Here is a 23,335-nt window from a genome sequence, read left to right as displayed (position 1 = left end):
GTTTCGCACCAGTACGAATCCCTGATGAAGAAAGCCAACCTGAAGGGCTACGGCAGCGGCATGTTGCGCTGAGTACCCCATAAGGTTCGAGGAGTTGGTGATGAAAGTTCGTGCATCGGTGAAAAAGCTGTGCCGTAACTGCAAGATTATTCGCCGCGAAGGTGTTGTTCGAGTAATTTGCAGCGCGGAACCGCGTCACAAACAGCGCCAAGGCTGAGTGTGATCCGCTTGAAGCCCGGCAGCTAGTGCGCTGCCGGGTTGATTATTTGTTATTACAGCGATATTATCTCGCGCCCTATTTCTTGGCTTCCGGGGCGTAGGTAGCTGTCAATTGGAGTCCCACTGAATGGCCCGTATTGCAGGCGTTAACATTCCAGATAACAAGCACACTGTTATCTCGCTGACCTACATCTATGGTGTTGGTCGCACTACTGCGCAGAAAATTTGCGCAGACACTGGGGTAAACCCAGCCGCAAAGATCAAAGATCTGAGCGACGAGCAGATTGAGCTGTTGCGTGGCGAAGTGGCGAAGTTCACCACTGAAGGTGACCTGCGTCGCGAAATCAACATGAAAATCAAGCGTTTGATGGACCTCGGTTGCTACCGTGGTCTGCGTCATCGTCGTGGTCTTCCAGTACGCGGTCAGCGTACCAAGACTAACGCGCGTACCCGTAAAGGTCCGCGTAAGCCGATCCGCAAGTAATCGCCCACGCGAATCGACAGGAAAATTATCATGGCAAAACCTGCTGCTCGTCCTCGTAAAAAAGTTAAAAAGACAGTGGTTGATGGCATCGCCCACATCCATGCATCTTTTAACAACACCATCGTGACCATCACCGACCGTCAAGGTAACGCGCTGTCTTGGGCTACCTCTGGTGGTTCGGGTTTCCGCGGTTCCCGCAAGTCCACCCCGTTTGCTGCTCAAGTAGCTGCTGAACGTGCTGGTCAAGCTGCGCTGGAATACGGCCTGAAAAACCTCGACGTTAACGTCAAAGGTCCAGGTCCAGGTCGTGAGTCCGCTGTCCGTGCTTTGAACGGCTGTGGCTATAAGATCGCCAGCATCACCGACGTGACGCCAATCCCGCACAACGGGTGCCGTCCGCCGAAGAAGCGCCGCGTGTAATCCAGGAGATTGTAAAGAATGGCTCGTTACATTGGTCCAAAATGCAAACTCGCTCGTCGCGAAGGCACCGATCTCTTCTTGAAGAGCGGCGTGCGCGCGATCGAATCGAAGTGCAACATTGAAGCAGCACCTGGTATCCACGGCCAACGCCGCGGTCGCCAGTCCGATTACGGCACCCAACTGCGTGAAAAGCAGAAGGTCCGTCGTATTTACGGCGTTCTCGAGCGTCAGTTCAGCGGCTACTACAAAGAAGCTGCTGGCAAGAAAGGTGCAACCGGTGAAAACCTGCTGCAACTGCTCGAATGCCGTCTGGACAACGTTGTATACCGTATGGGCTTTGGTTCGACTCGTGCCGAATCCCGTCAGCTGGTATCGCACAAATCCGTCAGCGTAAACGGCCAAACCGTTAACGTTCCGTCCTACCAGGTTCGTGCTGGTGACGTGGTCGCGATTCGCGAGAAAGCAAAAAACCAACTTCGCATTGTCCAAGCTCTCGATCTGTGTGCCCAACGTGGCCGCGTAGAATGGGTAGAAGTAGACACTGAGAAGAAGTCGGGCGTTTTCAAGAACGTTCCTGCTCGCAGTGATCTGTCCGCCGACATCAACGAAAGCCTGATTGTCGAGCTCTACTCCAAGTAAGGGCTAGAAAATAGGTGCATCCATGCAGATTTCGGTAAATGAGTTCCTGACACCCCGCCACATTGATGTGCAGGTTGTCAGTCCAACCCGCGCCAAGATCACTCTCGAGCCTCTCGAGCGTGGTTTTGGCCACACCCTGGGCAACGCGCTGCGCCGCATCCTGTTGTCCTCAATGCCCGGCTGTGCAGTAGTCGAGGCCGAGATTGACGGTGTGCTCCACGAGTACAGCGCCATCGAAGGTGTACAGGAAGACGTAATTGAAATCCTGTTGAACCTTAAAGGTCTGGCTATCAAGCTGCACGGCCGTGACGAAGTTACGCTGACCTTGTCGAAGAAGGGTTCGGGGGTGGTTACCGCTGCCGATATTCAGCTGGATCATGATGTCGAGATCGTTAATCCCGATCACGTAATCGCTAACCTGGCGTCTAACGGCGCCCTGAACATGAAGCTCACTGTAGCTCGTGGTCGTGGTTATGAACCGGCCGACTCGCGTCAGAGCGATGAAGACGAAAGCCGCAGCATTGGTCGCTTGCAGCTTGACTCTTCGTTCAGCCCGGTTCGCCGTATCGCATACGTGGTGGAAAACGCCCGTGTCGAGCAGCGTACTAACCTGGACAAGCTGGTTATTGATCTGGAAACCAACGGTACTCTGGATCCTGAAGAGGCTATCCGCCGCGCTGCAACCATTCTGCAACAGCAGTTGGCTGCGTTCGTCGACCTCAAAGGTGACAGCGAACCAGTGGTAATCGAGCAGGAAGACGAGATCGATCCGATCCTGCTTCGCCCGGTTGACGATCTGGAACTGACTGTACGTTCGGCTAACTGCCTTAAGGCGGAAAACATTTACTACATCGGCGACCTGATTCAGCGTACCGAAGTAGAACTGTTGAAGACTCCGAACCTGGGCAAGAAATCCTTGACTGAAATCAAGGACGTTCTGGCCTCCCGCGGTCTGTCCCTCGGCATGCGCCTCGACAACTGGCCGCCTGCAAGTCTTAAGAAGGACGACAAGGCGACTGCCTGATCGTCGTAATCACCGAACGTGAGTTTGGTAAGGAATGAACCATGCGTCATCGTAAAAGTGGTCGTCACCTGAGCCGTACCAGCTCGCACCGCAAGGCCATGTTTCAAAACATGGCGGTGTCGCTGTTCGAGCACGAGCTGATCAAAACTACCCTGCCGAAAGCTAAAGAACTGCGTCGCGTTGCTGAGCCGCTGATCACTTTGGCCAAGACAGACAGCCTGGCTAACCGCCGTTTGGTTTTCGACCGTACTCGTTCGAAAGCTATTGTTGGTAAGCTCTTCAACGACCTGGGCAAGCGTTACGCTACCCGTGAGGGTGGCTACCTGCGCATCCTTAAGTGCGGCTTCCGCACTGGCGACAACGCGCCTATGGCGTATGTCGAGTTGGTTGATCGTGCTACTGCCGGCGAAGCTGTAAGCGCCGAGTAAGACGACACGCTGCAACGAAGAACCGGGCCTAGTGCCCGGTTTTTTGTGGGCGATAGGAAAGTCGTCTATATTCCTCAAGTCGCTGCCGGTTCCCTTATTAATCCAAACTCTATTCGCCCTGACGGGTTATTAGTTATTTTCTATCAAAGTCCATGATTTAATGCATTTGATGGTGTCATCTTGATGGTCAATACTCCCTCCAGCCGATTAGCCGGCAGTTCTAAGCCTGACCTGAGGAAGATTGAGCATGAGTACAATTCTGACCACCGCCAGCGGCGCTCCCGTCGCAGATAACCAGAACTCCCGCACTGCCGGCTCGCGTGGGCCACTGCTCCTCGATGATTTTCATCTCATCGAGAAGCTTGCGCACTTCAACCGTGAGAACATTCCTGAGCGTCGTGTGCACGCCAAAGGCTCAGGTGCACACGGTACGTTTACCGTCACTCGGGATATTACCCAATACACCCGCGCCAAGCTGTTTGAGTCCGTAGGCAAGCAGACTCCAACGTTTCTGCGTTTTTCCACGGTGGGTGGTGAGCGTGGCTCGGCAGATACTGCGCGTGACCCGCGCGGCTTTGCCTTGAAGTTTTACACCGAGGAAGGTAACTGGGACATCGTTGGTAACAACACCCCGGTGTTCTTCATTCGCGACCCGCTCAAGTTTCCAGATTTTATCCACACCCAGAAACGGTTGCCGCAAACCAACCTCAAAAGTGCACAGATGGTCTGGGACTTCTGGTCATTGTCCCCAGAGGCGCTGCACCAGATCACCATTCTGTTCTCGGATCGTGGCACTCCAGACGGCTATCGTCACATGCACGGCTTCGGGAGCCATACCTACAGCCTTATCAACGCTAAAGGCGAGCGCCATTGGGTCAAGTGGCACTATAAAACCAAGCAAGGGATCAAAAACCTGACACCCGAGGAGGCGACACGTATCGCCGGTACCGATCCTGATTACGCGCAGCGTGACCTGTTTGATGCGATTGAGCGCGGTGACTTTCCGAAGTGGAGCGTCAACATCCAGATCATGACCGAAGCTCAGGCCGCTGCTCACTATGAAAACCCGTTCGACGTGACTAAGACCTGGTCGCAGCAGGAGTTTCCGTTGATCGAGGTGGGTGAGCTGGAGCTGAACCGTAATCCAGTGAATTACTTTGCTGAAGTCGAGCAGGCATGCTTCGGCCCAAGCAATATGGTTCCGGGTGTTGGTCTGTCGCCAGACCGTATGCTTCAAGGCCGTGTTTTCGCTTATGCGGACGCCCACCGCTATCGCGTTGGCACCAACCATCAGCAGTTGCCGATCAACTCCCCATTGAGTCCGGTCAATAACAACCAGCGCGATGGTTCCATGTCCTTTGGTTACGGTGGTGCGTCTCCTAACTATGAGCCCAACAGCGTGGCGGATACACCAAAGCAGGCGCCACAGTACGCTGAGCCGCCTCTGGCGCTGAACGGTGCTGCTGACCGTTATGATCAACGTGAAGACACGGACTACTACAGCCATGCCGGTGCGTTGTTCCGCCTGCAAGACGACGCTCAGAAAGCGCTGCTGATTAACAACATCGCCGGCGCGATGGCCGGCGTCAGCAGTGATGTGGTTCAGCGCCAGCTTCAGCACTTTTTCAAGGCTGACCCAGCTTACGGCCAGGGCATTGCAGCTGCATTGGGCGTAACGCTTAGCTGACTCTAAACGAGAAGCAGAACCGCCCTCATTCGGGCGGTTTTTGCGTTATTTTCGCTACTTTTCTCTGAATATCTTCGCTTTTCTGCCGTTTGTCCCGTGACCTTCGAGTCAGCATGGTTCAAACTACAGACTTTCAAGCAGGGAGATGTAGGGCGATGCAAGGTCACCCCGACGTAATCGATTACCTCAACACGTTGCTGACGGGCGAACTGGCAGCTCGTGACCAATATTTCATCCATTCGCGTATGTACGAAGACTGGGGCTTTACCGAGCTCTACGAGCGTATCAACCACGAAATGGAAGAAGAGGCACAGCACGCCGACGCGCTGATGCGCCGTATCCTGATGCTCGAAGGCACGCCGCGCATGCGTCCCGACGACCTGGACGTGGGCACCACGGTACCTGACATGCTCGCTGCCGACCTTCGTCTCGAGTACAAGGTGCGTGCCGCGCTCTGCAAGGGCATCGAGCTCTGTGAGCAGCACAACGACTATGTCACTCGCGAAATTCTGCGCGTGCAGTTGAATGACACCGAAGAAGATCACACCTACTGGCTTGAAAAGCAGTTGGGGCTGATAAAGTTGGTCGGTCTGGAAAATTACCTGCAATCGCAGTTCTGATTTGCGGCTGCAAAAAAGCCCCTGTCACCGCAAAGTGACAGGGGCTTTTTCATGAGCCCGATAAATCAGGCTCTGTCGCGTGCCAGCAGTGGCTTCAAGTAGTAACCAGTATGCGACTGTGGCATCTCGGAGACCTGCTCCGGCGTGCCCACCGCAATGATCTGGCCACCCTTGGAACCGCCTTCCGGTCCGAGGTCCACCAGCCAGTCGGCCGTTTTGATCACATCCAGGTTGTGTTCGATGACTACCACCGTGTTGCCGTGGTCGCGCAAGCGGTGCAAAACGTCGAGCAATTGCTGAATGTCCGCGAAGTGCAGGCCCGTGGTTGGCTCATCGAGGATATACAGGGTCTTGCCCGTGTCGCGTTTGGACAGCTCACGAGACAACTTCACCCGTTGCGCCTCGCCACCCGACAGCGTGGTCGCTGACTGCCCCAGCTTGATGTACGACAGGCCCACATCCATCAGCGTCTGCAGCTTGCGCGCCAATGCTGGAACTGCGTCGAAGAACACCCGCGCTTCCTCGATGGTCATCTCGAGGGTTTCGTGGATGCTCTTGCCCTTATACTTGATCTCCAGGGTTTCGCGGTTGTAGCGCTTGCTCTTGCACACATCGCACGGCACGTAGATGTCCGGCAGGAAGTGCATTTCCACTTTGATCAGGCCATCGCCCTGGCAAGCTTCGCAGCGGCCACCCTTGACGTTGAACGAGAACCGGCCAGGCCCATAGCCCCGTGAGCGCGACTCTGGCACGCCGGCAAACAGTTCGCGTATCGGCGTGAACAACCCGGTATAGGTCGCAGGGTTCGAGCGGGGTGTGCGGCCAATCGGGCTTTGGTCGATATCGACCACCTTGTCCAAGTGCTCCAGGCCCTTGATGCTGTCGTGTGCAGCCGCTTCCAGGGTAGTCGCACCGTTCAGGGCGGTGGCGCTCAGTGGGAACAGCGTGTTGTTGATCAGCGTCGATTTGCCCGAGCCGGAAACACCGGTCACGCAGGTCAGCAAGCCCAGCGGAATCTCCAGGTCGACATTGCGCAGGTTATTTCCGCGCGCGCCCTTGAGGTGCAGCGCCATTTTTTTGTTACGCGGCGTGCGCTTGGCTGGCACTTCGATTTTCACGCGACCGGACAGGTACTTGCCGGTCAACGAGTCCGGGTGAGCCATCACTTCGGCAGGCGTGCCCTCGGCGACAATATGCCCGCCATGCACACCCGCACCAGGACCAATGTCGACCACATAATCGGCCAGGCGAATCGCGTCTTCGTCGTGCTCAACCACGATCACCGTGTTGCCGATATCGCGCAGGTGTTTCAGCGTACCCAGCAGGCGATCATTGTCACGTTGGTGCAGGCCGATCGACGGCTCGTCGAGGATGTACAGAACGCCCACCAGGCCGGCACCAATCTGGCTGGCCAGGCGAATCCGCTGGGCCTCACCACCGGACAAGGTATCCGCGCTGCGATCCAGCGACAGGTAGTCCAGGCCGACGTTGACCAGGAACTGCAAGCGCTCGCGAATTTCCTTGAGAATCTTGTCGGCAATTTCCCCACGGCGGCCGGTCAGCTTGAGTACACCGAAGTATTCACAGGCATCGCCGATCGGCAGGTTGGTTACTGCCGGCAACGTCTTCTCGCCTACCCATACGTGCCGCGCCTCACGACGCAGGCGCGTGCCGCGGCAGTCGGGGCACGGTTGGGTGCTGAGGAATTTCGCCAGCTCTTCGCGTACGCTCGCCGATTCGGTCTCGCGGTAGCGCCGCTCCAGGTTGGGCACGATGCCCTCGAACGGGTGCGAGCGTTTGACGATATCGCCGCGGTCGTTCAGGTATTTGAAATCGACATTCTGCGAGCCGCTACCGTGCAGGATGACTTTCTGCTGCTCGGCTGGCAGTTGGTTGAACGGCACTTCCAGGCTGAATTTATAGTGCGACGCCAGCGACCCCAGCATCTGGAAGTAATAGACGTTGCGCCTGTCCCAGCCGCGTATGGCACCTTCCGCCAAGGTCAGGTCACCGTTGACCAGGCGCTTGATGTCGAAGAACTGCTTCACCCCCAGGCCATCGCACGTCGGGCAGGCCCCGGCCGGGTTGTTGAAGGAAAACAGCTTGGGTTCCAGCTCGCTGATCGCATGGCCGCAGATCGGGCAGGCAAAACGTGCGGAGAAGATGATCTCTTCGCCCGGTTCGTCATCCATCGGTGCGACCAGGGCAATACCATCGGCCAGCTTCAGCGCGGTCTCGAACGATTCCGCCAAACGCTGCTGCAAGTCGGCGCGTACCTTGAAGCGGTCGACCACCACATCAATCGAATGCTTCTTCTGCTTGTCGAGCTTCGGCGCTTCGTCCAGCTCATACAGCTTGCCGTTGATGCGCGCCCGCACAAAGCCCTGGGCACGCAGCTCTTCGAACACCGACAGGTGCTCACCCTTGCGCTCGCGAATCACCGGCGCCAGCAGCATCAGCTTGGCGCCTTCCGGCTGGGCCAGCACCAGGTCGACCATCTGGCTGACGGTCTGGGCTTCCAGCGGAATGTCGTGGTCCGGGCAGCGTGGAATACCTACGCGCGCATACAGCAGGCGCAGGTAGTCGTAGATTTCAGTGATGGTGCCCACGGTGGAACGCGGGTTATGGGAGGTCGACTTCTGTTCGATGGAAATCGCCGGCGACAGGCCTTCAATGGTGTCGACGTCGGGTTTTTCCATCATTGACAGGAACTGTCGCGCATAGGCCGACAGCGATTCCACATAGCGGCGCTGGCCCTCGGCATACAGCGTGTCGAACGCCAGGGACGATTTGCCCGAGCCGGACAAGCCGGTGATGACGATCAGTTTGTCCCGGGGCAGGGTCAGGTCGATGTTCTTCAGGTTGTGGGTTCTAGCCCCACGAATCAGGATCTTGTCCAAGATGGCCTCGCACGGCGGGCGTAAATAATGCAGGAGTATACGGCTAAAGACTGGATGAATATACACTGCCAAAGTGCCGGGTGCAGCCTTACATGAAAGCTGCGCGGCAAAGCGCCGCATATACCCTCTCAATCGATGGGACTGGTAGAATCGCCGCCGGTTCACACGAGGTTTTTCCATGCACGATCCCCACAGCGAACGCATGAGTAGCGGCGAGACCCGAGCAGCAAGCGGTCTGGCCCTGGTGTTCGCGTTCCGTATGCTAGGCATGTTTATGGTGTTGCCGGTGCTGGCGACCTATGGAATGGATCTCGCAGGAGCGACCCCCGCACTGATCGGCCTGGCGATTGGCGCCTATGGCCTGACCCAGGCGCTTTTTCAGATCCCGTTCGGGATCATTTCCGACCGTATCGGCCGTCGTCCCATCATCTACCTGGGGCTGATCGTGTTCGCCCTCGGCAGCGTGCTCGCGGCCCAGTCCGATTCTATTTGGGGGGTGATTGCCGGGCGCGTCCTACAGGGCGCCGGGGCGATTTCCGCAGCGGTGATGGCGCTGCTCTCGGACTTGACCCGCGAACAACACCGCACCAAGGCCATGGCCATGATCGGCATGACCATCGGCCTTTCATTCGCCGTTGCGATGGTCGTCGGCCCCTTGCTGACCCGTGCCTTCGGTTTGCACGGGCTGTTCCTCGCCACCGGCGGCATGGCGTTGTTCGGCATCGTGATCGTGGCCTTCATGGTGCCGCGCTCCACCGGCACCTTGCAGCACCGTGAGTCCGGCGTCGCACGCAAGGCATTGTTGCCGACGCTCAAGCACCCGGACCTGCTGCGCCTGGATTTAGGTATCTTCGTGTTGCACGCAATGCTGATGTGCAGCTTCGTTGCTTTGCCCTTGGCCCTGGTCGAAAAAGCCGGTTTGCCCAAGGAACAGCACTGGTGGGTGTACCTCACCGCACTGCTGATTTCGTTCTTCGCCATGATCCCGTTCATCATCTATGGCGAGAAGAAACGCAAAATGAAACGAGTTTTGCTCGGCGCCGTCGCGACGCTGATGCTCACTGAGCTATTCTTCTGGAAGTTCGGCGACAGCCTGCGGGCACTGGTAATCGGCACGGTGGTGTTCTTCACCGCGTTCAACCTGCTGGAGGCTTCGCTGCCTTCGCTGATCAGTAAAGTTTCACCGGCCGGCGGCAAGGGCACGGCGATGGGGGTGTATTCCACCAGCCAGTTCCTGGGTTCTGCGCTTGGCGGCATCATGGGCGGCTGGATGTTCCAGCATGGCGGTTTGTCGGTTGTGTTCCTCGGATGCGCCGGGCTGGCTGCACTTTGGTTGGCCTTTGCTGTTACCATGCGCGAACCTCCCTATGTGACGAGCCTGCGTTTGCCGTTATCGCCAGAAGCGATCCGCGAAGCCGGTCTGGTTGAGCGCCTCAAGGCCGTTACCGGGGTTACAGATGCCGTGGTTATTGCAGAAGAAGCCGCCATCTACATCAAATTAGACACCGAATTATTGGATCGCGCGACGCTCGAGCAACTGGTCAACCCAGTGCCGACAGCGCGCCCAGCCTAGGAGAACGTTATGGCCCGTGGGGTTAACAAAGTCATATTGGTCGGTACATGCGGCCAGGATCCCGAAGTTCGCTACTTGCCTAACGGTAACGCCGTGACCAACTTGAGTCTGGCGACCAGCGAACAGTGGACCGACAAGCAGACTGGCCAGAAGGTCGAGAAAACCGAATGGCACCGTGTGTCGATGTTCGGCAAGGTGGCAGAAATCGCCGGTGAATACCTGCGCAAAGGTTCGCAGGTCTACATCGAAGGCAAACTGCAAACCCGCGAGTGGGAAAAAGACGGCATCAAGCGTTACACCACCGAAATCGTGGTGGACATGCAAGGCACCATGCAACTGCTGGGCGGCCGTCCACAGCAGGGCGACCAACAGGGCGGGGGCAATAACTACCAGCAGTCCGCTCCGACCCCACGCCAGCAGGCTCCGCGCCCGCAGCAGTCGGCTCCGCAACAGTCGCGCCAGGCACCGCCTCCACAGCAGGCCGCGCCACAGCCGGCTCCGGATTTCGACAGCTTTGATGACGATATCCCGTTTTAAGGTCCCAGGCCCGGAACGAGCAAAACCCCCGCAGGCGAAAGCCTCGGGGGTTTTTTAATGCCTGCAATCAGGCGTCCGTCGCGGCCGCTGTGACCACCATCTCCTTGAACCTGCGCAAAACCGCTGAGCTGTCGCCAATACGCGTGGCCAAATGCAACGGCGCCACCAGGCTTTGGCATTCGCTCAGCTCGCGATAAACAATGCCATCGCCGCGCAGCCGCTGCATGGAGGCGGGCACGATGGAGACCCCAAGCCCCGCAGCCACAAGGCTCAAGGTCGCTGTCATGCGTGGCGCCTCCTGTACCACCTGCGGGCTGAACCCCGCTTCACGGCAGGCCACCAGAATGGCGTCATACAAACCCAGCCCCACGCGACGGCGATAGAGCACAAAAGCCTCATCAGCCAATGCTGCCAAGGGTAACGGCTGCCCCGCATCGAGTGCCAAGGGATGATCGGTCGGCAGCGCCAGCAGCATCGGCTCCACCAGGATCGGTTCGTCCTGCAACTGTTGCGTGCCACTGAGCGGTGAGCGGATAAACGCGGCATCCAGTTTTTCCTGCACCAGCGCGTCCAGCAGTTCGCCGGTTCCCGCTTCTTCCAGTACCACCGAGACCCCCACAAAGGCCTCGCGAAACCGCCGCAGCACGCTGGGCACAAACGGGTGCAACGCCGCCGAGCTGGTAAAGCCGATAGCGAGTCGGCCCCGTTCACCCCGGGCGGCACGGCGCACCACGTCGGCCATACCCTCGGCCCGCGCCAGGATGTCACGCGCCTCGTCCAGCAACGCGAGGCCGGCAGTGGTTGGGCGCACGCCGCGGGGCAGGCGCTCCATCAACACCACACCCAATTGCGTTTCAAGACTCTGCAGCAAGCGCGTCAAGGGTGGTTGTTGCATGCCCAGGCGTTCCGCAGCGCGAGTGATGTAGCCTTCCTCGGCAATAGCCACGAAGGCTTTAAGCTGGCGAAGCTCCAACATAAGGATACTTTCAAGGTATGGGAGTTTGCCAATCCTGGCATTTGTTCTCATGGCTCACAAGACTTAGGCTGTGGTCACCGCTAACAAAGAAGGAAAGCCGCGATGACCTGGTCTGCCAAGCAATACACGATGTTTGAACAGCAACGCACCCGCCCGGTCCGTGACTTGGTCGCGGCCATTCCCAATACCGATGTGCGTAGCGCCGTCGACCTGGGGTGCGGCCCTGGCAATTCCACTGAAGTGTTGGCCGAGCGTTTCCCGCAGGCGCACGTTACGGGCATGGACAGCTCCGACGACATGCTGGTCGACGCCCGCAAGCGTTTGCCGAAACTGAGTTTCGAGCTGGCAGACATCGCCGCCTGGAACCCAGGCCAGAAGTTCGATGTGATCCTCGCCAACGCGTCCCTGCAATGGCTACCTGACCACGCCACGCTTTATCCGCATCTGCTCGACCAGCTGACACCTGGCGGCACCCTCGCCGTACAAACCCCGGACAACCTTGACGAACCTGCCCACCGGCTGGCCCGCGAAGTGGCGGCAGATGGCCCGTGGGCGGCCAAGATTGGTGCGGTCAAACACAATGAGCGGCACACCGCGAGTTACTACTACGAGCTGCTGAGCAAACATTGCAGCACCGTCGACGTGTGGCGCACCACCTATCAACACCCGCTGGCCGATCACGGGGCGGTGGTGGAGTGGTTCAAGGCTTCTGCGTTGCGGCCGTTTCTTGCACCGTTGACCGATAGCGAAAAAGCCGCATTCCTACAGCAATACCAGGCGCGTATTACCCAGGCTTACCCGGCCCTGGCTGACGGCACTGTATTACTGCCTTTTCCGCGTCTGTTCATCATCGCAACCCGCTGAGGGCCGCAAACAAGCGGTGGTCATTGCGCCGCCGCTTGCGCCTTCAAGTATTCATCCGTCGACACCACGCTGGCGTACCCAAAGGCCAGCGATGCCATATAAGCGCCATGCACCTGCGCCGCCGCAATCACCTGGCCATTGAATACCTGGTCGCGGGTCGCGCAGGCGTCATGAATCAGCGTGACCTGGTAGCCCAGGTCTGCCGCAGCCCGCACCACGGCGTCGATGCACATATGGCTCATGTTGCCGACCACCACCACGTCAGTGATGGCGCGTTGTTCCAGCACGGTGCGCAGGTTTGTCCCGCGAAACGCGTTCACAAAGTGTTTAAGCACCACCGGCTCATTACCCTCGTTGAGTACCTTGGCATGCAGGTGCGCGCCCTCGGAGCCTGGCGTGAAGAAGGGCGCGTCTTCGCTGGTGAACTCATGGCGCACATGGACAACGGCGTTGCCCGCCTGGCGAAACGCCTGCAGCACCTGCGCGGCCTTGTCCGCCGCGGCTTCCACGCCATCGAGCGGCCACTTGCCCTCGGGGAAGTAATCGTTCTGGATATCGATGAGGATGAGCGCTTGCTTGGCCATGGGTGTCCTTATGATGGTTGGCAGTGCCTTGCATCTTAGCTGGCCCGTCGCCATCCACGCAGCTGCTTTGATGGAGGCGTCGTGCAGAACACCGTCCGTTTAAACCCCTGTCGTGCAGAATAAAACAGGCCTAGTGCCATCGCTGTGTCAGTAACTGTTTGATTTAACGGCCATCCTCCCCAGCCTTGCCTTGGCGTGATCCATGCAACCGTCCTTGCACACACATGGCAGGATCGCCAAGGGGGACGCATGACCCCGATTCAACGCAAAAAACGCGTAGTCGCCCACTCCACACGACAAGGGGCGCCGCAGCATGAAGTCGAAACCAATCGCGCCCTCGCGCGCTGGCTGGCGCAGATCCTTGGGCTTAAATTCGGCGGCAGCTATGACCCGCAGCTACATGATGGCCTCGACTCATATGTCTTGCCCACCCAAACCCTGGTCGGTCCCGACCAAGCGCGGCCGCTTAATATCAAAGGGCCGGAAGATCTATGGGGCGGTTATGTCGATCACGCATTCATCTGTACCAAAGCGATCACCCACGGCCTGCTAAGTCCTGACGCCACGGCGCCTGAAGGCTGGTCGCCAGCGTTCTGTGAGCGTGTGCGCACGGTTGTTCTCGACGGGCTCAGCGTGTTTGCCCTTGAAGACGCATTGCCTGCCGCCACGCGCTTGCTCTACAGCGGGCCGATTCGCATGAAACCGGTGCATGCCTGTGCCGGACGCGGCCAGGAAGTTATCCACAGCCTCGACGCATTCGAGGCTTTGCTGGCGCGACCCGAAGCGGCGCAGCTGTTCAACGACGGCGTAGTGCTGGAGCAGGATCTGCACGACGTCACCACCCATAGCGTAGGCCAGAGCTTTATCGGCGATCACGTGATCAGCTACTGCGGCGAGCAATACCTCACCCAGGACGGGCACGGTGAAGAGGTTTACGGCGGCTCGACCTTGCTGGTGGTGCCCGGTGGCTATGAAGATCTGCTTGAGCTCGATTTGCCCGACGATGTGCGCGAAGCCATCCAACAAGCCCAGGTCTTCGACAGTGCCGCCGATGAGGCCTACCCTGGTTTCTATGCCTCGCGGCGCAATTACGACATTGCCCAAGGCCTGGACAGTGACGGCCAACGCCGTAGTGGCGTGCTCGAACAATCCTGGCGCATGGGTGGGGCCAGCAGCGCGGAAGTCGCCGCGCTGCAAAGCTTTATCAATAACCCCGGCCTGCGGGCGATTCATGTGTCCTCGGTAGAGACCTATGTGGACCAACCGCTGCCGGCGCACGCTATTGAGGTGTATCGCGGCCCGGCCGAAAACAGCGACTTTCTTCTCAAGTATGTGACGGTTAAATCTTATGACGGCTAGAAGCGAAAGCATTGCGATCGATATCGACGACGAACAGATGAGCGGCACCTTCCTGAGTCCAAAATCCAAAGTCCCCGGCGTTTTGTTTGTGCACGGCTGGGGCGGCAGCCAGGAACGCGACCTGGAGCGCGCCAAAGGCATCGCGGGCTTAGGCTGCGTGTGCCTGACTTTCGACCTGCGCGGCCACGCCGGCACCGGCATTCCCTTGTCCCGCGTCACCCGTGAAGACAACCTGCGCGATTTGCTGGCGGCCTATGATCGGCTGCTCTCACACCCCGCCATCGACACCTCGGCCGTGGCCGTGGTGGGCACCAGTTATGGCGGCTATCTGGCGGCGATTCTCACTTCATTGCGGCCGGTACGCTGGTTGGCGCTGCGCGTGCCGGCGCTGTACCGCGACCAGGAGTGGCTCAAGCCCAAGCGCGACCTGGATAAGGCCGACCTGATGGATTACCGCAGCACCCTGGTACACGCCGAGACCAATCGCGCCCTGCATGCCTGCGCCAAGTTCAGCGGTGATGTGTTGATCGTCGAGTCGGAAACCGACGACCATGTGCCCCATGCCACCATCATGAGTTACCGCGCGGCCTGCCAGAACACCCATTCGCTGACCCATCGGATCATCGATGGCGCCGACCATTCGTTGAGCGACCCGGTGTCGCAGCAGGCCTATACCTCGATCCTGGTGGACTGGATAACCGAGATGGTGGTGGGGGAGCGGTTGAGCATTATTCAATCGCGATAGTGTGGTGCCCTTTAGGGCCTCATCGCGGGCAAGCCCGGCTCCCACACTTGGAATGTATTGCAACCTGTGGGAGCGGGCTTGCCCGCGATGGCGATCGAACTGCCGACACCGTTCACGCCGGTGTTTTCTTGACCCGCAACGCCTTGGCCTTGGCCTCCACCGCCAGGTACATCACCACCGCCACCAACAGCGGCAAAATAAAATAGATCGCCCGGTAGGCAATCAGCCCTGCAAGCAAACTGCCCCGCGACGCCTCATGCTGCATCAGCGCGATAAACACTGCTTCCAGCACACCGAGCCCGGCGGGGATATGGGTGATCACCCCGGCAATCGCGCTGATAAGCAGCACGCCCAATACCAGCGGGTAGTCCAGCTTGGCGGGCAGCAACGTAAAGATCACCGCCGCCATCAACGACCAATTCAACGCACCGAGTGCCAGTTGCAAACAGGCCATGCGCAACGACGGCAAGTTGATCTCGATGCCCTTGATCGACCACGCGCGTTTCTTTGCAAACTGGCACGCCGCCAAGTAACCCAGGCTGGCCAGCACCAGCAGCACGCCAATGCCTTGCAACGCGTCGCTGCTGACCTTCCAGCCCGGCGGCATTGTCACCAGCCCACTGCTGAATACCCCTCCGGCCACGGCCATATAGCCAAACCAGTTGGTGGCCAGGCTCAGCCCAAGAATCTTGGCGATATTGCTGGTGCTCACCCCGAGCCGCGAATACAGCCGATAGCGCATGGCAATGCCGCCGACCCACGCGCTCAAGTTGAGGTTGAAGGCGTAGCTGATGATCCCGACCGGCAGGATCTGCTTCCAACGCAAATCCTGGCGAATGTAGGTGCGGCCGATCAGGTCGAAGCTGGCGTAGACAAGAAAGCTGCAGAGCGTCAGCCCACCGGCGATCAGCAGCGTGCGCAGCTTGAAGGCCGCCAGCGTTTGCAGCACTTCGCTCCAGTCGATGCGCCGCGCGAGCAGGGTGAACAGCACAATCAGCAGCAGAAAAAACGCGATCGTCAGCGGTTTCTTCCAGCGCTTGAACCGCGAGCCGCCGCTTTCAGTGCTCATGGGTGTGGCTCTCGAAAGGCTTGAGGCGCGGTTTGTGTGCTGGCAGCCAGCCCGTCAGCGCGGGGAAGTGCCGCATGACATGGAACACCAAAAAGCCCACGGTCAATCGCCATAACCACAGGCGCGGCTTGCGCTTTTCCGGCATGGTCCGGCAATGATTGCGCGCCAGTGTTTCCAGGCTTTCGTACAGCTGTTGATTGAACGCGCGATCACGAATCAGCACGTTGGCTTCCAGGTTCAGCGACAGGCTCAATGGGTCCAGGTTGCTCGAACCCACAGTGCTCCAGTCGTCATCCATCAAGGCCACTTTGCCATGCAACGGGCGTTGGCAATACTCGTGAATCACCACGCCATCCTTGAGCAGATAGTCATACAGCATGCGCGCGGCGAGCTTGGCCAGCAGCACATCGGGTTGGCCCTGCATGATCAATTGCACCTGCACGCCACGCCGCGCGGCATTGCGGATTTCACGCAGCAGGCGATAGCCTGGGAAGAAGTAGGCGTTGGCAATCACCACGCGTTTTTGCGCCTTGCTCAAGGCGTGTATATAGGCCTCTTCGATATCATCGCGATGTTGCAGGTTATCGCGATAAATCAGGCGCACCAGGCCGTCGTCGGTGTGCGTCGGCCACAGCGATGGCCGTTGCTGGCGCCGTCGCCAGCCGCGTCGCGTGCGCACCTGGCGGCCACTTTGGGCGAGGGCGAAATGATGCAGGTCCGCCACGGCCGGGCCGCTTACCTGCACGGCATAATCCTGCTTGGCTTCGGGGCCGAAATCACCCAAGTGGTCGGCAGAAAAATTGATCCCGCCGATAAACGCCACGGCGGCGTCCACCACCACAATCTTGCGGTGCAGGCGACGGAACCAATTGGTGCGAATGCCCACTATCTTCGCTGCCGGGTCAAACATTTGCACCGTCACCCCGGCCTCGGCCAGCTCACCGAGAAAGGCGGGGCTCAGTTCGCCGCAGCCAAAGCCATCGAGGCTGACGATGACCTTTACGCCACGCTGCGCCGCCTCAATCAGGATGCCTTGCAGCTCATGGCCAACCTTGTCTTCGAACAGAATAAAGGTCTCCAGCAGGATCTCCCGCTGCGCCTGGCGCATGGCCTCGAAGACGGCGGGAAAGTACGCCTCGCCGTTCTCCAGCAGCTCAATGCGGTTGCCCGGTTGCCAGCCGTAATCCAGGTCGCGGGCCTTGGCATCATCCGGTGGCTGGTCGGTGGCAATGTGTTCCACGGCGACATTCATAGTTCGATCTCCACCGACAGCGGCACGTGGTCTGACAGGTGAGACCAGGGCCGCGTCGTCAGCGCCCTGGGGTTATGCACCTTCAGGTTACGCACATAGATGCGATCCAAAGGCAGCAATGGCAGGCGCGCCGGAAAGGTGCGCGCCGGTTTGCCATGGGCTTCGATAAACACTTCCCTGAGCCCGCTTTGGCTCAGGTCGGCCTTGTGGCGCCAGTCATTGAAATCACCGGCGACGATCAGCGCCGCGTCAGCCGGAATCTCGGCGATACGCTGCTCCAGCAAACGCAATTGCTGCTGGCGATGCACCTCGCGCAGGCCCAGGTGCATGCAGATCGCATGCACCTCTTGGCCGCTGCCCGGCAAGCGCAGCACGCAATGCAGCAGGCCACGGCTTTCATGGCCGCTCTGGGAGATGTCGAGGTTGTCGTAGCGGATGATCTGGAATTTGGACAGCAGCGCGTTGCCGTGGTCGCCATGCGGGTAGACCGCGTTGCGGCCGTAGGCGAACTGCGGCCAGATGCTGTCGGCGAGGAACTCATACTGCGGCATCTTCGGCCAGTCGCTGTAACGCTGCGGGTGCCGCTCATGGGTGCCGTGGATTTCCTGCAGGAACACCATGTCGGCACCCACGCTGCGCACCGCCTCACGCAACTCGGGCAGGATGAAGCGTCGGTTCAACGCGGTGAAACCCTTATGGATATTCACCGTCAGCACGGTGAAGCGGGTGATGGCGGTGCTGGGCGTAACGGGCACCCAGTCGGCAATCGCAGCCATGATCGCTCCTGTGGATAAGTAAAGGGTGAAGCCTGTTTTATTGGCTGATGTTATTGGCTGACTGCGGGTGTTGACGGAAAGTTTCGAGTGACCTACAGGCGGTGCTGTTAACCGATCGTTCCCACGCTCTGCGTGGTAATGCAGCCCGGGACGCTCCGCGTCCTATGGACGCAGAGCGTGGGAACGATCAGCGCTCAAACCCGTCAGTTCCTTACAGACCCTGCTGAAGGAGCCCGGTGTTTTGCTGAATCTAAAGACTGCATTACTGCTCGTCGCGCTGTTGGTGTGTGGCAATGGCGCGCTGCAAGCCGCGGCCGCGGCGCCTGCGGCAGCTGAGGCTCCCGCCAAGCCGGAGTTGCTGGTCGAAGGTGGCTTGCTCGGCGCCATCAGCTCCAGCATTGACGATGTGCAAGACAAACTCGACCTCAACCAGAACCTCATCGACGCCTGGCGCCTGCGCGCCGACCGTGCGGCGGATGAAGTCGGGCGGCTGGTCGATCAAACCGCCCAACGCTCGCCGTGGAGCGTGGCCGGTGACTTCCTGCTGCTGTCCGGGGTGTGGGTCGGCGCCTTTGCGGCACTCACGCTGCTCGGGCGCTTTAGCGTGCAACGCCTCGGTCGGCGGCGTTTCGTTGCACAGCGCGAGCGTCTGCAGGGCGTTCTTGGCTACGTGGTGCCCTACACGATTCCAGCGCTGATCTGCCTGCCGCTGACGCTTTACGTCAGCCACTTTTTACCCAGCTCCGTAGGCCGTGCGCTGGCGCTGTGTTTTGCCTATGCCACCAGCAGCGGTATCTTCTCCACGTCGATGCTGTTGTGCGTCATCGTCATGTTCAACGTCGGCCACAAGCGCCCAGCCGTGCAGATTATTCGCAACTATTGCCCCAAGCCGCTGTTCCTGATCGGTTTTCTGGCCGCCCTCAGCGACGCATTGACCAGCCCGCAGATTGCCCGCCAGTTGGGCGGCAATATCACCAGCAGCATCGCAGTGTTTACCGGCCTGTTTGCAGCGGTGATTTTCGGCGTGCTGGTGGTGCGCCTGCGCCGTCCGGTCGCGCATCTGATCCGCAATCGGCCGCTGGCCCAGCGCCTCAAACACCCGGCGCTGCAGCAATCGCTGCGAGTGTTTTCCGGGCTGTGGTATTGGCCGATTCTGTTGATGGTGCTGGTCTCGGCGATCAACCTGATCGGCGCCGGCGACGATAACCAGAAAGCTTTGCGTTGCGCGCTGTTCACCACGATTCTGTTGATCGGCACAGTGTTTCTCAGCACGGTGTTGCAACACCTGTTCAAGTCCCGCAGCCAAGTGGCGATCCAGCGCAGCAGCGCCTACAAAGAGCGCTTCCTCAGCCTGCTGCACGCAATACTGCGCATCGCCATGGCCATCGCGTTTATCGAAATCCTCGGGCGTATCTGGGGCGTCTCATTGTTCGAATTTGCCCAGCGCAATTCTGTGGGGAGGGCGATCAGCGATTCCCTCAGCAGCATCGGCCTGATCCTGCTGGTGACCTGGCTGTTCTGGGTGGTGCTCGACACAGCAATCCAGGAGGCGTTGAAGCCGCCGGTCAACAAGCGCTCCAGTCGCCAGCCCAGCACGCGGGTCAAGACCATCCTGCCGTTGTTGCGCAATGCGGTGAAGATCGTGCTGGTGGTGATCTGCGCGATCACCACCATGGCCAACCTGGGCATCAATGTCGCACCGTTGCTGGCCGGTGCCGGTGTGGTCGGCCTGGCCATCGGTTTTGGCTCCCAGCAGTTGGTGCAGGACGTGATCACCGGCCTGTTCATCATCATTGAAGACACGCTGTCGATCGGCGATTGGGTAGTGCTCGACTCCGGCCATGCCGGCACCGTGGAAGGCCTGACCATCCGCACCCTGCGCCTGCGAGACGGCAAGGGGTTTGTGCACTCGGTGCCGTTCGGGCAGATCAAGGCGGTCACCAACCAGTCGCGGCAGTTTGCCTATGCGTTCTTCTCGGTGCAGTTCACCTACGACACCGACGTGGACAAGGCTGTGGAGCTGATCCGTGAGGCGGGGCAGTCGATCCGCGACGATGTGTTCCTCAAGTACAACCTGCAAGGTCCGCTGGAAGTGTTTGGGGTCGACAAGATGGACCTCAACGGCGTGGTGCTGACGGCGCAGTTCCGTACCGTGTCGGGCGGGCAATATGCTGTGAGCCGGGCATTTAACCAGCGCCTGAAAAAGCTTGTGGATAACTGTGATGAGGTGCACTTCGCGCAGACTTATCCACAGCAGGTTTGGCTGCCCAAGCGTTCGGCGCCTGTGGATGAGGCGGGTGAGGAGGTGCCGGGTGCGGTGGTGGTGACCGAGCAGCACAGGCCTCAATGATGTAATGACTGTTCCGGCCTCATCGCAGGCAAGCCAGCTCCCACCGTTGGAATGCATTCCCCTGTGGGAGCCGGGCTTGCCCGCGATGAGGCCGGCAAGGTCAACAGAGGGTTCAGCGCCTGATCAACCTCTCCTGCACCGCCTGCAAATCCTCCTCCAGCAACACCTGCTGCTTACCCGCGACCATCACCGCCGCCGGCAAGCCATCGCGATACACAATCCGGTTACCACTCACCGCAGGCACTTTGCTGCCCGGTAGCAAGGTGCCCACCAGGTTCAACGGGTCCGCCCCGCACACCGCAATCAAACTGCCGTCATGTGGGCGACGGCGTACCTCGCGTAACAGGGGAATCGCCTCCGGCAACGCAAACTGTTCCCCCGCCAAACCACTCACAAACCGCCCGCCGCGAATCTCACCCCGCGCTTCCAGGCGATGGAAGGTGCGCAGCAATTCGCGCCAGCTTGGCAGCCAGTCGGGCTCCCGCTCCAGCAACCGCCAGAACACCACGCCATAACGGCGCAGCAGGGTCATCGCCACATGCTCCAGGGTCTCGGCCGAATGCGGGCCGGCGGCGCTGGGCGAGCGGCGCAACAAGGCCCAGCGCCCGGCGTCGTCCATGCCGCCAATAAACGCCCCGCGCCCACGCCGGCTGCTGCGTGCCTGGCGTTTGCTGGCGGGCGTGGTCAAGGCCCGCAGCCCGGCAAAGCTGTCGGCATTCACCAGCCCCGCGCCCACCAGTTCCTGCAAGGCGGTTTCCAGTTCGCTGCGCAGCAGATGGGCTTCATGCACCAGTTCGTCGAAAAACAGCGCGCCGTGCTCACGCAGCGCCAGGTGGACTTTCTGCGCCTTGGGCGACAGCGTGGTGCTGTCGGTCGGTTCGGTCAGCCCGCTCCACAGCGGCACTTGGCTGCGCGGCAGCAACACCACCGGCGTACTGCGCAGTGCCAGGGCACCGGCCTTGTTGCTCAGGCGCGTCCATACCAGTTTGCCGCTGCGGCACAGGTCGTCGAGCCAGGTGGAGGAATAGTCCTTGAGCCGCGCACTGAGCAAGTCGCTGTCCCAGGCCGAGGTGGCGGCGGCGTAACCTTCGAACTGCCCGACAATCTGCGGCAACATTGCGCTGCCCTGGCCGCGAGTACCGTCGGACAGGTGCTGCCAATCGAACAGAAAGCGCATGAAATCCTGCAGCGCCACCGGCTCGATTTCCCGGCGCAGGCGCTTGACTGTGTAGCGATGGATACGCGCGAGCAAATGCCGCTCGCACCATTGTTCCTGGGTGGCGCCGGGGCTGAAACGGCCGCGCAGCACATAGCCTTCCTGCTCCAGGCGCGCAAGTGCCTGGCTGATATCCGCGACCGGCAGCGCCAACGGCGTGGCGATCTCGACCAGACTCAATGGGCCGAAACCGCCGAGGCGCGCGCGCAGCACTTCGGCCAGTGCATCGTCAAAGGTCCAGGGCTCATCGAAGCCCGGCAACAACGGCAAGTCATTCGGATAGATCGCTTGCAGGCAACTCAGGCGTTCCACCGCTACCCACAGGCCATTGTCCAGTTGATGGGCGCGCCCGCCCTTGGCCAAGGCATGCAACCACTCGGCCCATTGCGGCGTGACTTCGTTGTCGGCGATACAGGCCAGGCTCATCAGCGCTTCATGCATTTCATCCAGGCCATTGGGCGCGGGCCAGGCTTCTTCACGCACGCCGGCAATGGCCTCGGCGTCCAGCGCGCCGAGGTCGTCGGTACTGCGAGGGTCGCTCCAGCGACGGTTGAGCACGGCCTGGGTGCGGCGTTCCTCCAGCGGTGCGTCGTCGAGAAAAGTGTAGGGCCGCGCGCTGAGAATTTCGGCGGCCATGGGCGAGGGCGCAGGCAGGTCGCGGCTGATCAGGCGCACTTCGCCGCGCTCCATGCGCCGCAACAGCGTCAGCCAACCTTCGCTGTCCATGGCTTCGTGCAGGCAGTCGTCGAGGGTTTGCTCAACCAGCGGGTGTTCGGGGACTTCGCGCTCGCCGGCGAGGTTTTCCAGGCAGGCAATCTGGTCGGGAAACACGCTGGCGATCAGGTCTTCGCTTTTCATGCGCTGGATCTGCGGCGCCACCTTGCGCCCGCCGGTGTAGCGCGGCAACGCCAGGGCCACACCGGCATTCCAGCGCCAGCGCACGCCAAACAGCGGTGCATCCAATACGGCCTGAATCAGCAGGTGTTCGGCGCTGTTGCTGTTCACATAGCGCCACACTTCATCCAGCTCAAAACTGTGGCTGGTGGACAGCGACAGCACGATTGCATTCTCACTGGCGGCTGCCTGCAATTCAAAGTTGAACGTGCGGCAAAAACGCTTGCGCAGCGCCAGGCCCCACGCACGGTTGATGCGGCTGCCGAACGGCGTGTGGATGATCAACTGAGTGCCGCCGGACTCATCGAAAAACCGTTCCATGATCAATGTGTCCTGGGACGGTAATGCGCTCAGCGCCAGGCGCGCACGGGCCAGGTAATCAAGGATCTGCTCGGCGCTGGCGCGGTTCAGGCCAAGGCTGGCGGTGAGCCAGTCTTGCGCGGGTTGCAGGTCACCGGGCTTGGTGCTGAGCAGAGCGTCCAACTGCCCCTGAAAACGTGCGACTGCCGCCGACAACTCGTTGCTGCGCCCCGGTGCTTCACCCAGCCAGAAGGGGATGGTCGGCGGCTGGCCGTGGGCATCTTCGACACGTACCTTGCCGCTTTCTACCCGCAGGATTCTGTAGGACGTATTACCGAGCTGAAAGATATCCCCGGCGATGCTCTCCACCGCGAAGTCTTCGTTGACGCTGCCGATGTTCAGGCTCTGAGGCTCCAGCA

Annotated in this window: 22 protein-coding genes; 15 read left to right on the top strand and 7 right to left on the bottom strand. The window is 59.9% G+C overall.

The features are described 5' to 3' along the window. The 9 genes from FEM54_RS34525 to bfr all read left to right on the top strand — a co-directional run. A partial coding sequence (locus FEM54_RS34525) for a hypothetical protein (RefSeq protein WP_240792701.1) occupies positions 1 to 72 on the top strand: 72 nt, incomplete at its 5' end. 28 nt (positions 73 to 100) lie between these two features. Then, positions 101 to 217 carry a 50S ribosomal protein L36 gene (rpmJ, locus tag FEM54_RS02535; RefSeq protein ID WP_002555468.1) on the top strand — a complete coding sequence of 39 codons (117 nt, stop codon included), beginning with the start codon at positions 101 to 103 and terminating at the stop codon, positions 215 to 217. 129 nt (positions 218 to 346) lie between these two features. After that, complete coding sequence (gene rpsM, locus FEM54_RS02530) at positions 347 to 703, top strand: 30S ribosomal protein S13 (RefSeq protein ID WP_003210063.1); 357 nt, start codon at positions 347 to 349, stop codon at positions 701 to 703. 30 nt (positions 704 to 733) lie between these two features. Further along, positions 734 to 1,123, top strand: a complete 390-nt coding sequence (rpsK, locus tag FEM54_RS02525) for a 30S ribosomal protein S11 (RefSeq protein WP_002555466.1) — start codon at positions 734 to 736, stop codon at positions 1,121 to 1,123. An 18-nt stretch (positions 1,124 to 1,141) separates the two neighbouring features. Continuing rightward, positions 1,142 to 1,762: a 30S ribosomal protein S4 gene (gene rpsD / locus FEM54_RS02520; protein WP_003210056.1), complete on the top strand. Its 621-nt coding sequence runs from the start codon at positions 1,142 to 1,144 to the stop codon at positions 1,760 to 1,762. Positions 1,763 to 1,784: 22 nt separating this feature from the next. Further along, complete coding sequence (locus FEM54_RS02515) at positions 1,785 to 2,786, top strand: DNA-directed RNA polymerase subunit alpha (protein ID WP_003176403.1); 1,002 nt, start codon at positions 1,785 to 1,787, stop codon at positions 2,784 to 2,786. A gap of 41 nt (positions 2,787 to 2,827) precedes the next feature. Continuing rightward, the gene (rplQ, locus tag FEM54_RS02510; protein ID WP_017135967.1) at positions 2,828 to 3,214 is read left to right on the top strand and encodes a 50S ribosomal protein L17; all 387 of its coding nucleotides are present in this window, start codon (positions 2,828 to 2,830) and stop codon (positions 3,212 to 3,214) included. Between the two features lie 247 nt (positions 3,215 to 3,461). Further along, positions 3,462 to 4,901 (top strand): catalase, encoded by a 1,440-nt coding sequence (locus FEM54_RS02505; RefSeq protein ID WP_370589369.1) that lies wholly within the window; start codon positions 3,462 to 3,464, stop codon positions 4,899 to 4,901. Between the two features lie 155 nt (positions 4,902 to 5,056). Beyond that, complete coding sequence (gene bfr, locus FEM54_RS02500) at positions 5,057 to 5,521, top strand: bacterioferritin (RefSeq protein WP_015886133.1); 465 nt, start codon at positions 5,057 to 5,059, stop codon at positions 5,519 to 5,521. A 65-nt stretch (positions 5,522 to 5,586) separates the two neighbouring features. Here bfr and uvrA read toward each other — a convergent pair whose 3' ends face one another. Further along, a complete protein-coding gene (uvrA, locus tag FEM54_RS02495) occupies positions 5,587 to 8,421 on the bottom strand; it encodes an excinuclease ABC subunit UvrA (protein WP_026013597.1) in 2,835 nt (944 codons plus the stop codon). A 178-nt stretch (positions 8,422 to 8,599) separates the two neighbouring features. Between uvrA and FEM54_RS02490 the strand changes: the two genes are divergently transcribed. Together FEM54_RS02490 and FEM54_RS02485 are read left to right on the top strand one after the other, a co-directional pair. Then, positions 8,600 to 9,994 (top strand): MFS transporter, encoded by a 1,395-nt coding sequence (locus FEM54_RS02490; RefSeq protein WP_138449355.1) that lies wholly within the window; start codon positions 8,600 to 8,602, stop codon positions 9,992 to 9,994. A gap of 9 nt (positions 9,995 to 10,003) precedes the next feature. Further along, the gene (locus tag FEM54_RS02485; protein ID WP_017135971.1) at positions 10,004 to 10,531 is read left to right on the top strand and encodes a single-stranded DNA-binding protein; all 528 of its coding nucleotides are present in this window, start codon (positions 10,004 to 10,006) and stop codon (positions 10,529 to 10,531) included. Positions 10,532 to 10,598: 67 nt separating this feature from the next. Here the strand turns inward: FEM54_RS02485 and FEM54_RS02480 are convergent, their stop codons facing one another. Beyond that, a complete protein-coding gene (locus tag FEM54_RS02480; RefSeq protein WP_138449353.1) occupies positions 10,599 to 11,507 on the bottom strand; it encodes a LysR family transcriptional regulator in 909 nt (302 codons plus the stop codon). A gap of 102 nt (positions 11,508 to 11,609) precedes the next feature. On the opposite strand from FEM54_RS02480, the gene tam reads away from it, so the two are divergent. Beyond that, on the top strand, positions 11,610 to 12,371 hold the full coding sequence (gene tam, locus FEM54_RS02475) for a trans-aconitate 2-methyltransferase (protein WP_138449351.1): 762 nt from the start codon (positions 11,610 to 11,612) through the stop codon (positions 12,369 to 12,371). A gap of 20 nt (positions 12,372 to 12,391) precedes the next feature. Here tam and FEM54_RS02470 read toward each other — a convergent pair whose 3' ends face one another. Next, positions 12,392 to 12,955 carry a cysteine hydrolase family protein gene (locus tag FEM54_RS02470; RefSeq protein WP_099547544.1) on the bottom strand — a complete coding sequence of 188 codons (564 nt, stop codon included), beginning with the start codon at positions 12,953 to 12,955 and terminating at the stop codon, positions 12,392 to 12,394. Positions 12,956 to 13,204: 249 nt separating this feature from the next. Between FEM54_RS02470 and FEM54_RS02465 the strand changes: the two genes are divergently transcribed. Together FEM54_RS02465 and FEM54_RS02460 are read left to right on the top strand one after the other, a co-directional pair. Further along, the gene (locus tag FEM54_RS02465) at positions 13,205 to 14,314 is read left to right on the top strand and encodes a DUF3182 family protein (RefSeq protein WP_138449349.1); all 1,110 of its coding nucleotides are present in this window, start codon (positions 13,205 to 13,207) and stop codon (positions 14,312 to 14,314) included. Next, positions 14,304 to 15,059 carry an alpha/beta hydrolase family protein gene (locus tag FEM54_RS02460; RefSeq protein WP_017135976.1) on the top strand — a complete coding sequence of 252 codons (756 nt, stop codon included), beginning with the start codon at positions 14,304 to 14,306 and terminating at the stop codon, positions 15,057 to 15,059. Before FEM54_RS02465 ends, FEM54_RS02460 begins: the two co-directional genes overlap by 11 nt. Positions 15,060 to 15,171: 112 nt before the next feature. Here the strand turns inward: FEM54_RS02460 and FEM54_RS02455 are convergent, their stop codons facing one another. The 3 genes from FEM54_RS02455 to FEM54_RS02445 are packed head-to-tail and all read right to left on the bottom strand — an operon-like array spanning position 15,172 to position 18,156. Next, positions 15,172 to 16,128: a lysylphosphatidylglycerol synthase domain-containing protein gene (locus FEM54_RS02455; protein ID WP_138449347.1), complete on the bottom strand. Its 957-nt coding sequence runs from the start codon at positions 16,126 to 16,128 to the stop codon at positions 15,172 to 15,174. Continuing rightward, positions 16,118 to 17,380, bottom strand: a complete 1,263-nt coding sequence (gene clsB, locus FEM54_RS02450; protein ID WP_138449345.1) for a cardiolipin synthase ClsB — start codon at positions 17,378 to 17,380, stop codon at positions 16,118 to 16,120. Before clsB ends, FEM54_RS02455 begins: the two co-directional genes overlap by 11 nt. Beyond that, a complete protein-coding gene (locus tag FEM54_RS02445; protein ID WP_138449343.1) occupies positions 17,377 to 18,156 on the bottom strand; it encodes an endonuclease/exonuclease/phosphatase family protein in 780 nt (259 codons plus the stop codon). Before FEM54_RS02445 ends, clsB begins: the two co-directional genes overlap by 4 nt. Positions 18,157 to 18,397: 241 nt before the next feature. Between FEM54_RS02445 and FEM54_RS02440 the strand changes: the two genes are divergently transcribed. Further along, positions 18,398 to 20,506 carry a mechanosensitive ion channel family protein gene (locus FEM54_RS02440; RefSeq protein WP_138449340.1) on the top strand — a complete coding sequence of 703 codons (2,109 nt, stop codon included), beginning with the start codon at positions 18,398 to 18,400 and terminating at the stop codon, positions 20,504 to 20,506. A gap of 112 nt (positions 20,507 to 20,618) precedes the next feature. On the opposite strand, the gene FEM54_RS02435 is transcribed toward FEM54_RS02440, so the two are convergent. Beyond that, the coding region (locus FEM54_RS02435) for an Lhr family helicase (protein ID WP_420875311.1) at positions 20,619 to 23,335 on the bottom strand (2,717 nt) is incomplete at its 5' end.

The sequence above is a fragment of the Pseudomonas edaphica genome, assembly GCF_005863185.1.
Classification (GTDB): Bacteria; Pseudomonadota; Gammaproteobacteria; order Pseudomonadales; family Pseudomonadaceae; genus Aquipseudomonas; species Aquipseudomonas edaphica.
The sequence above is the reverse complement of the archived record's forward strand: the minus strand, read 5'-3'. Positions and strand labels throughout refer to the sequence as shown.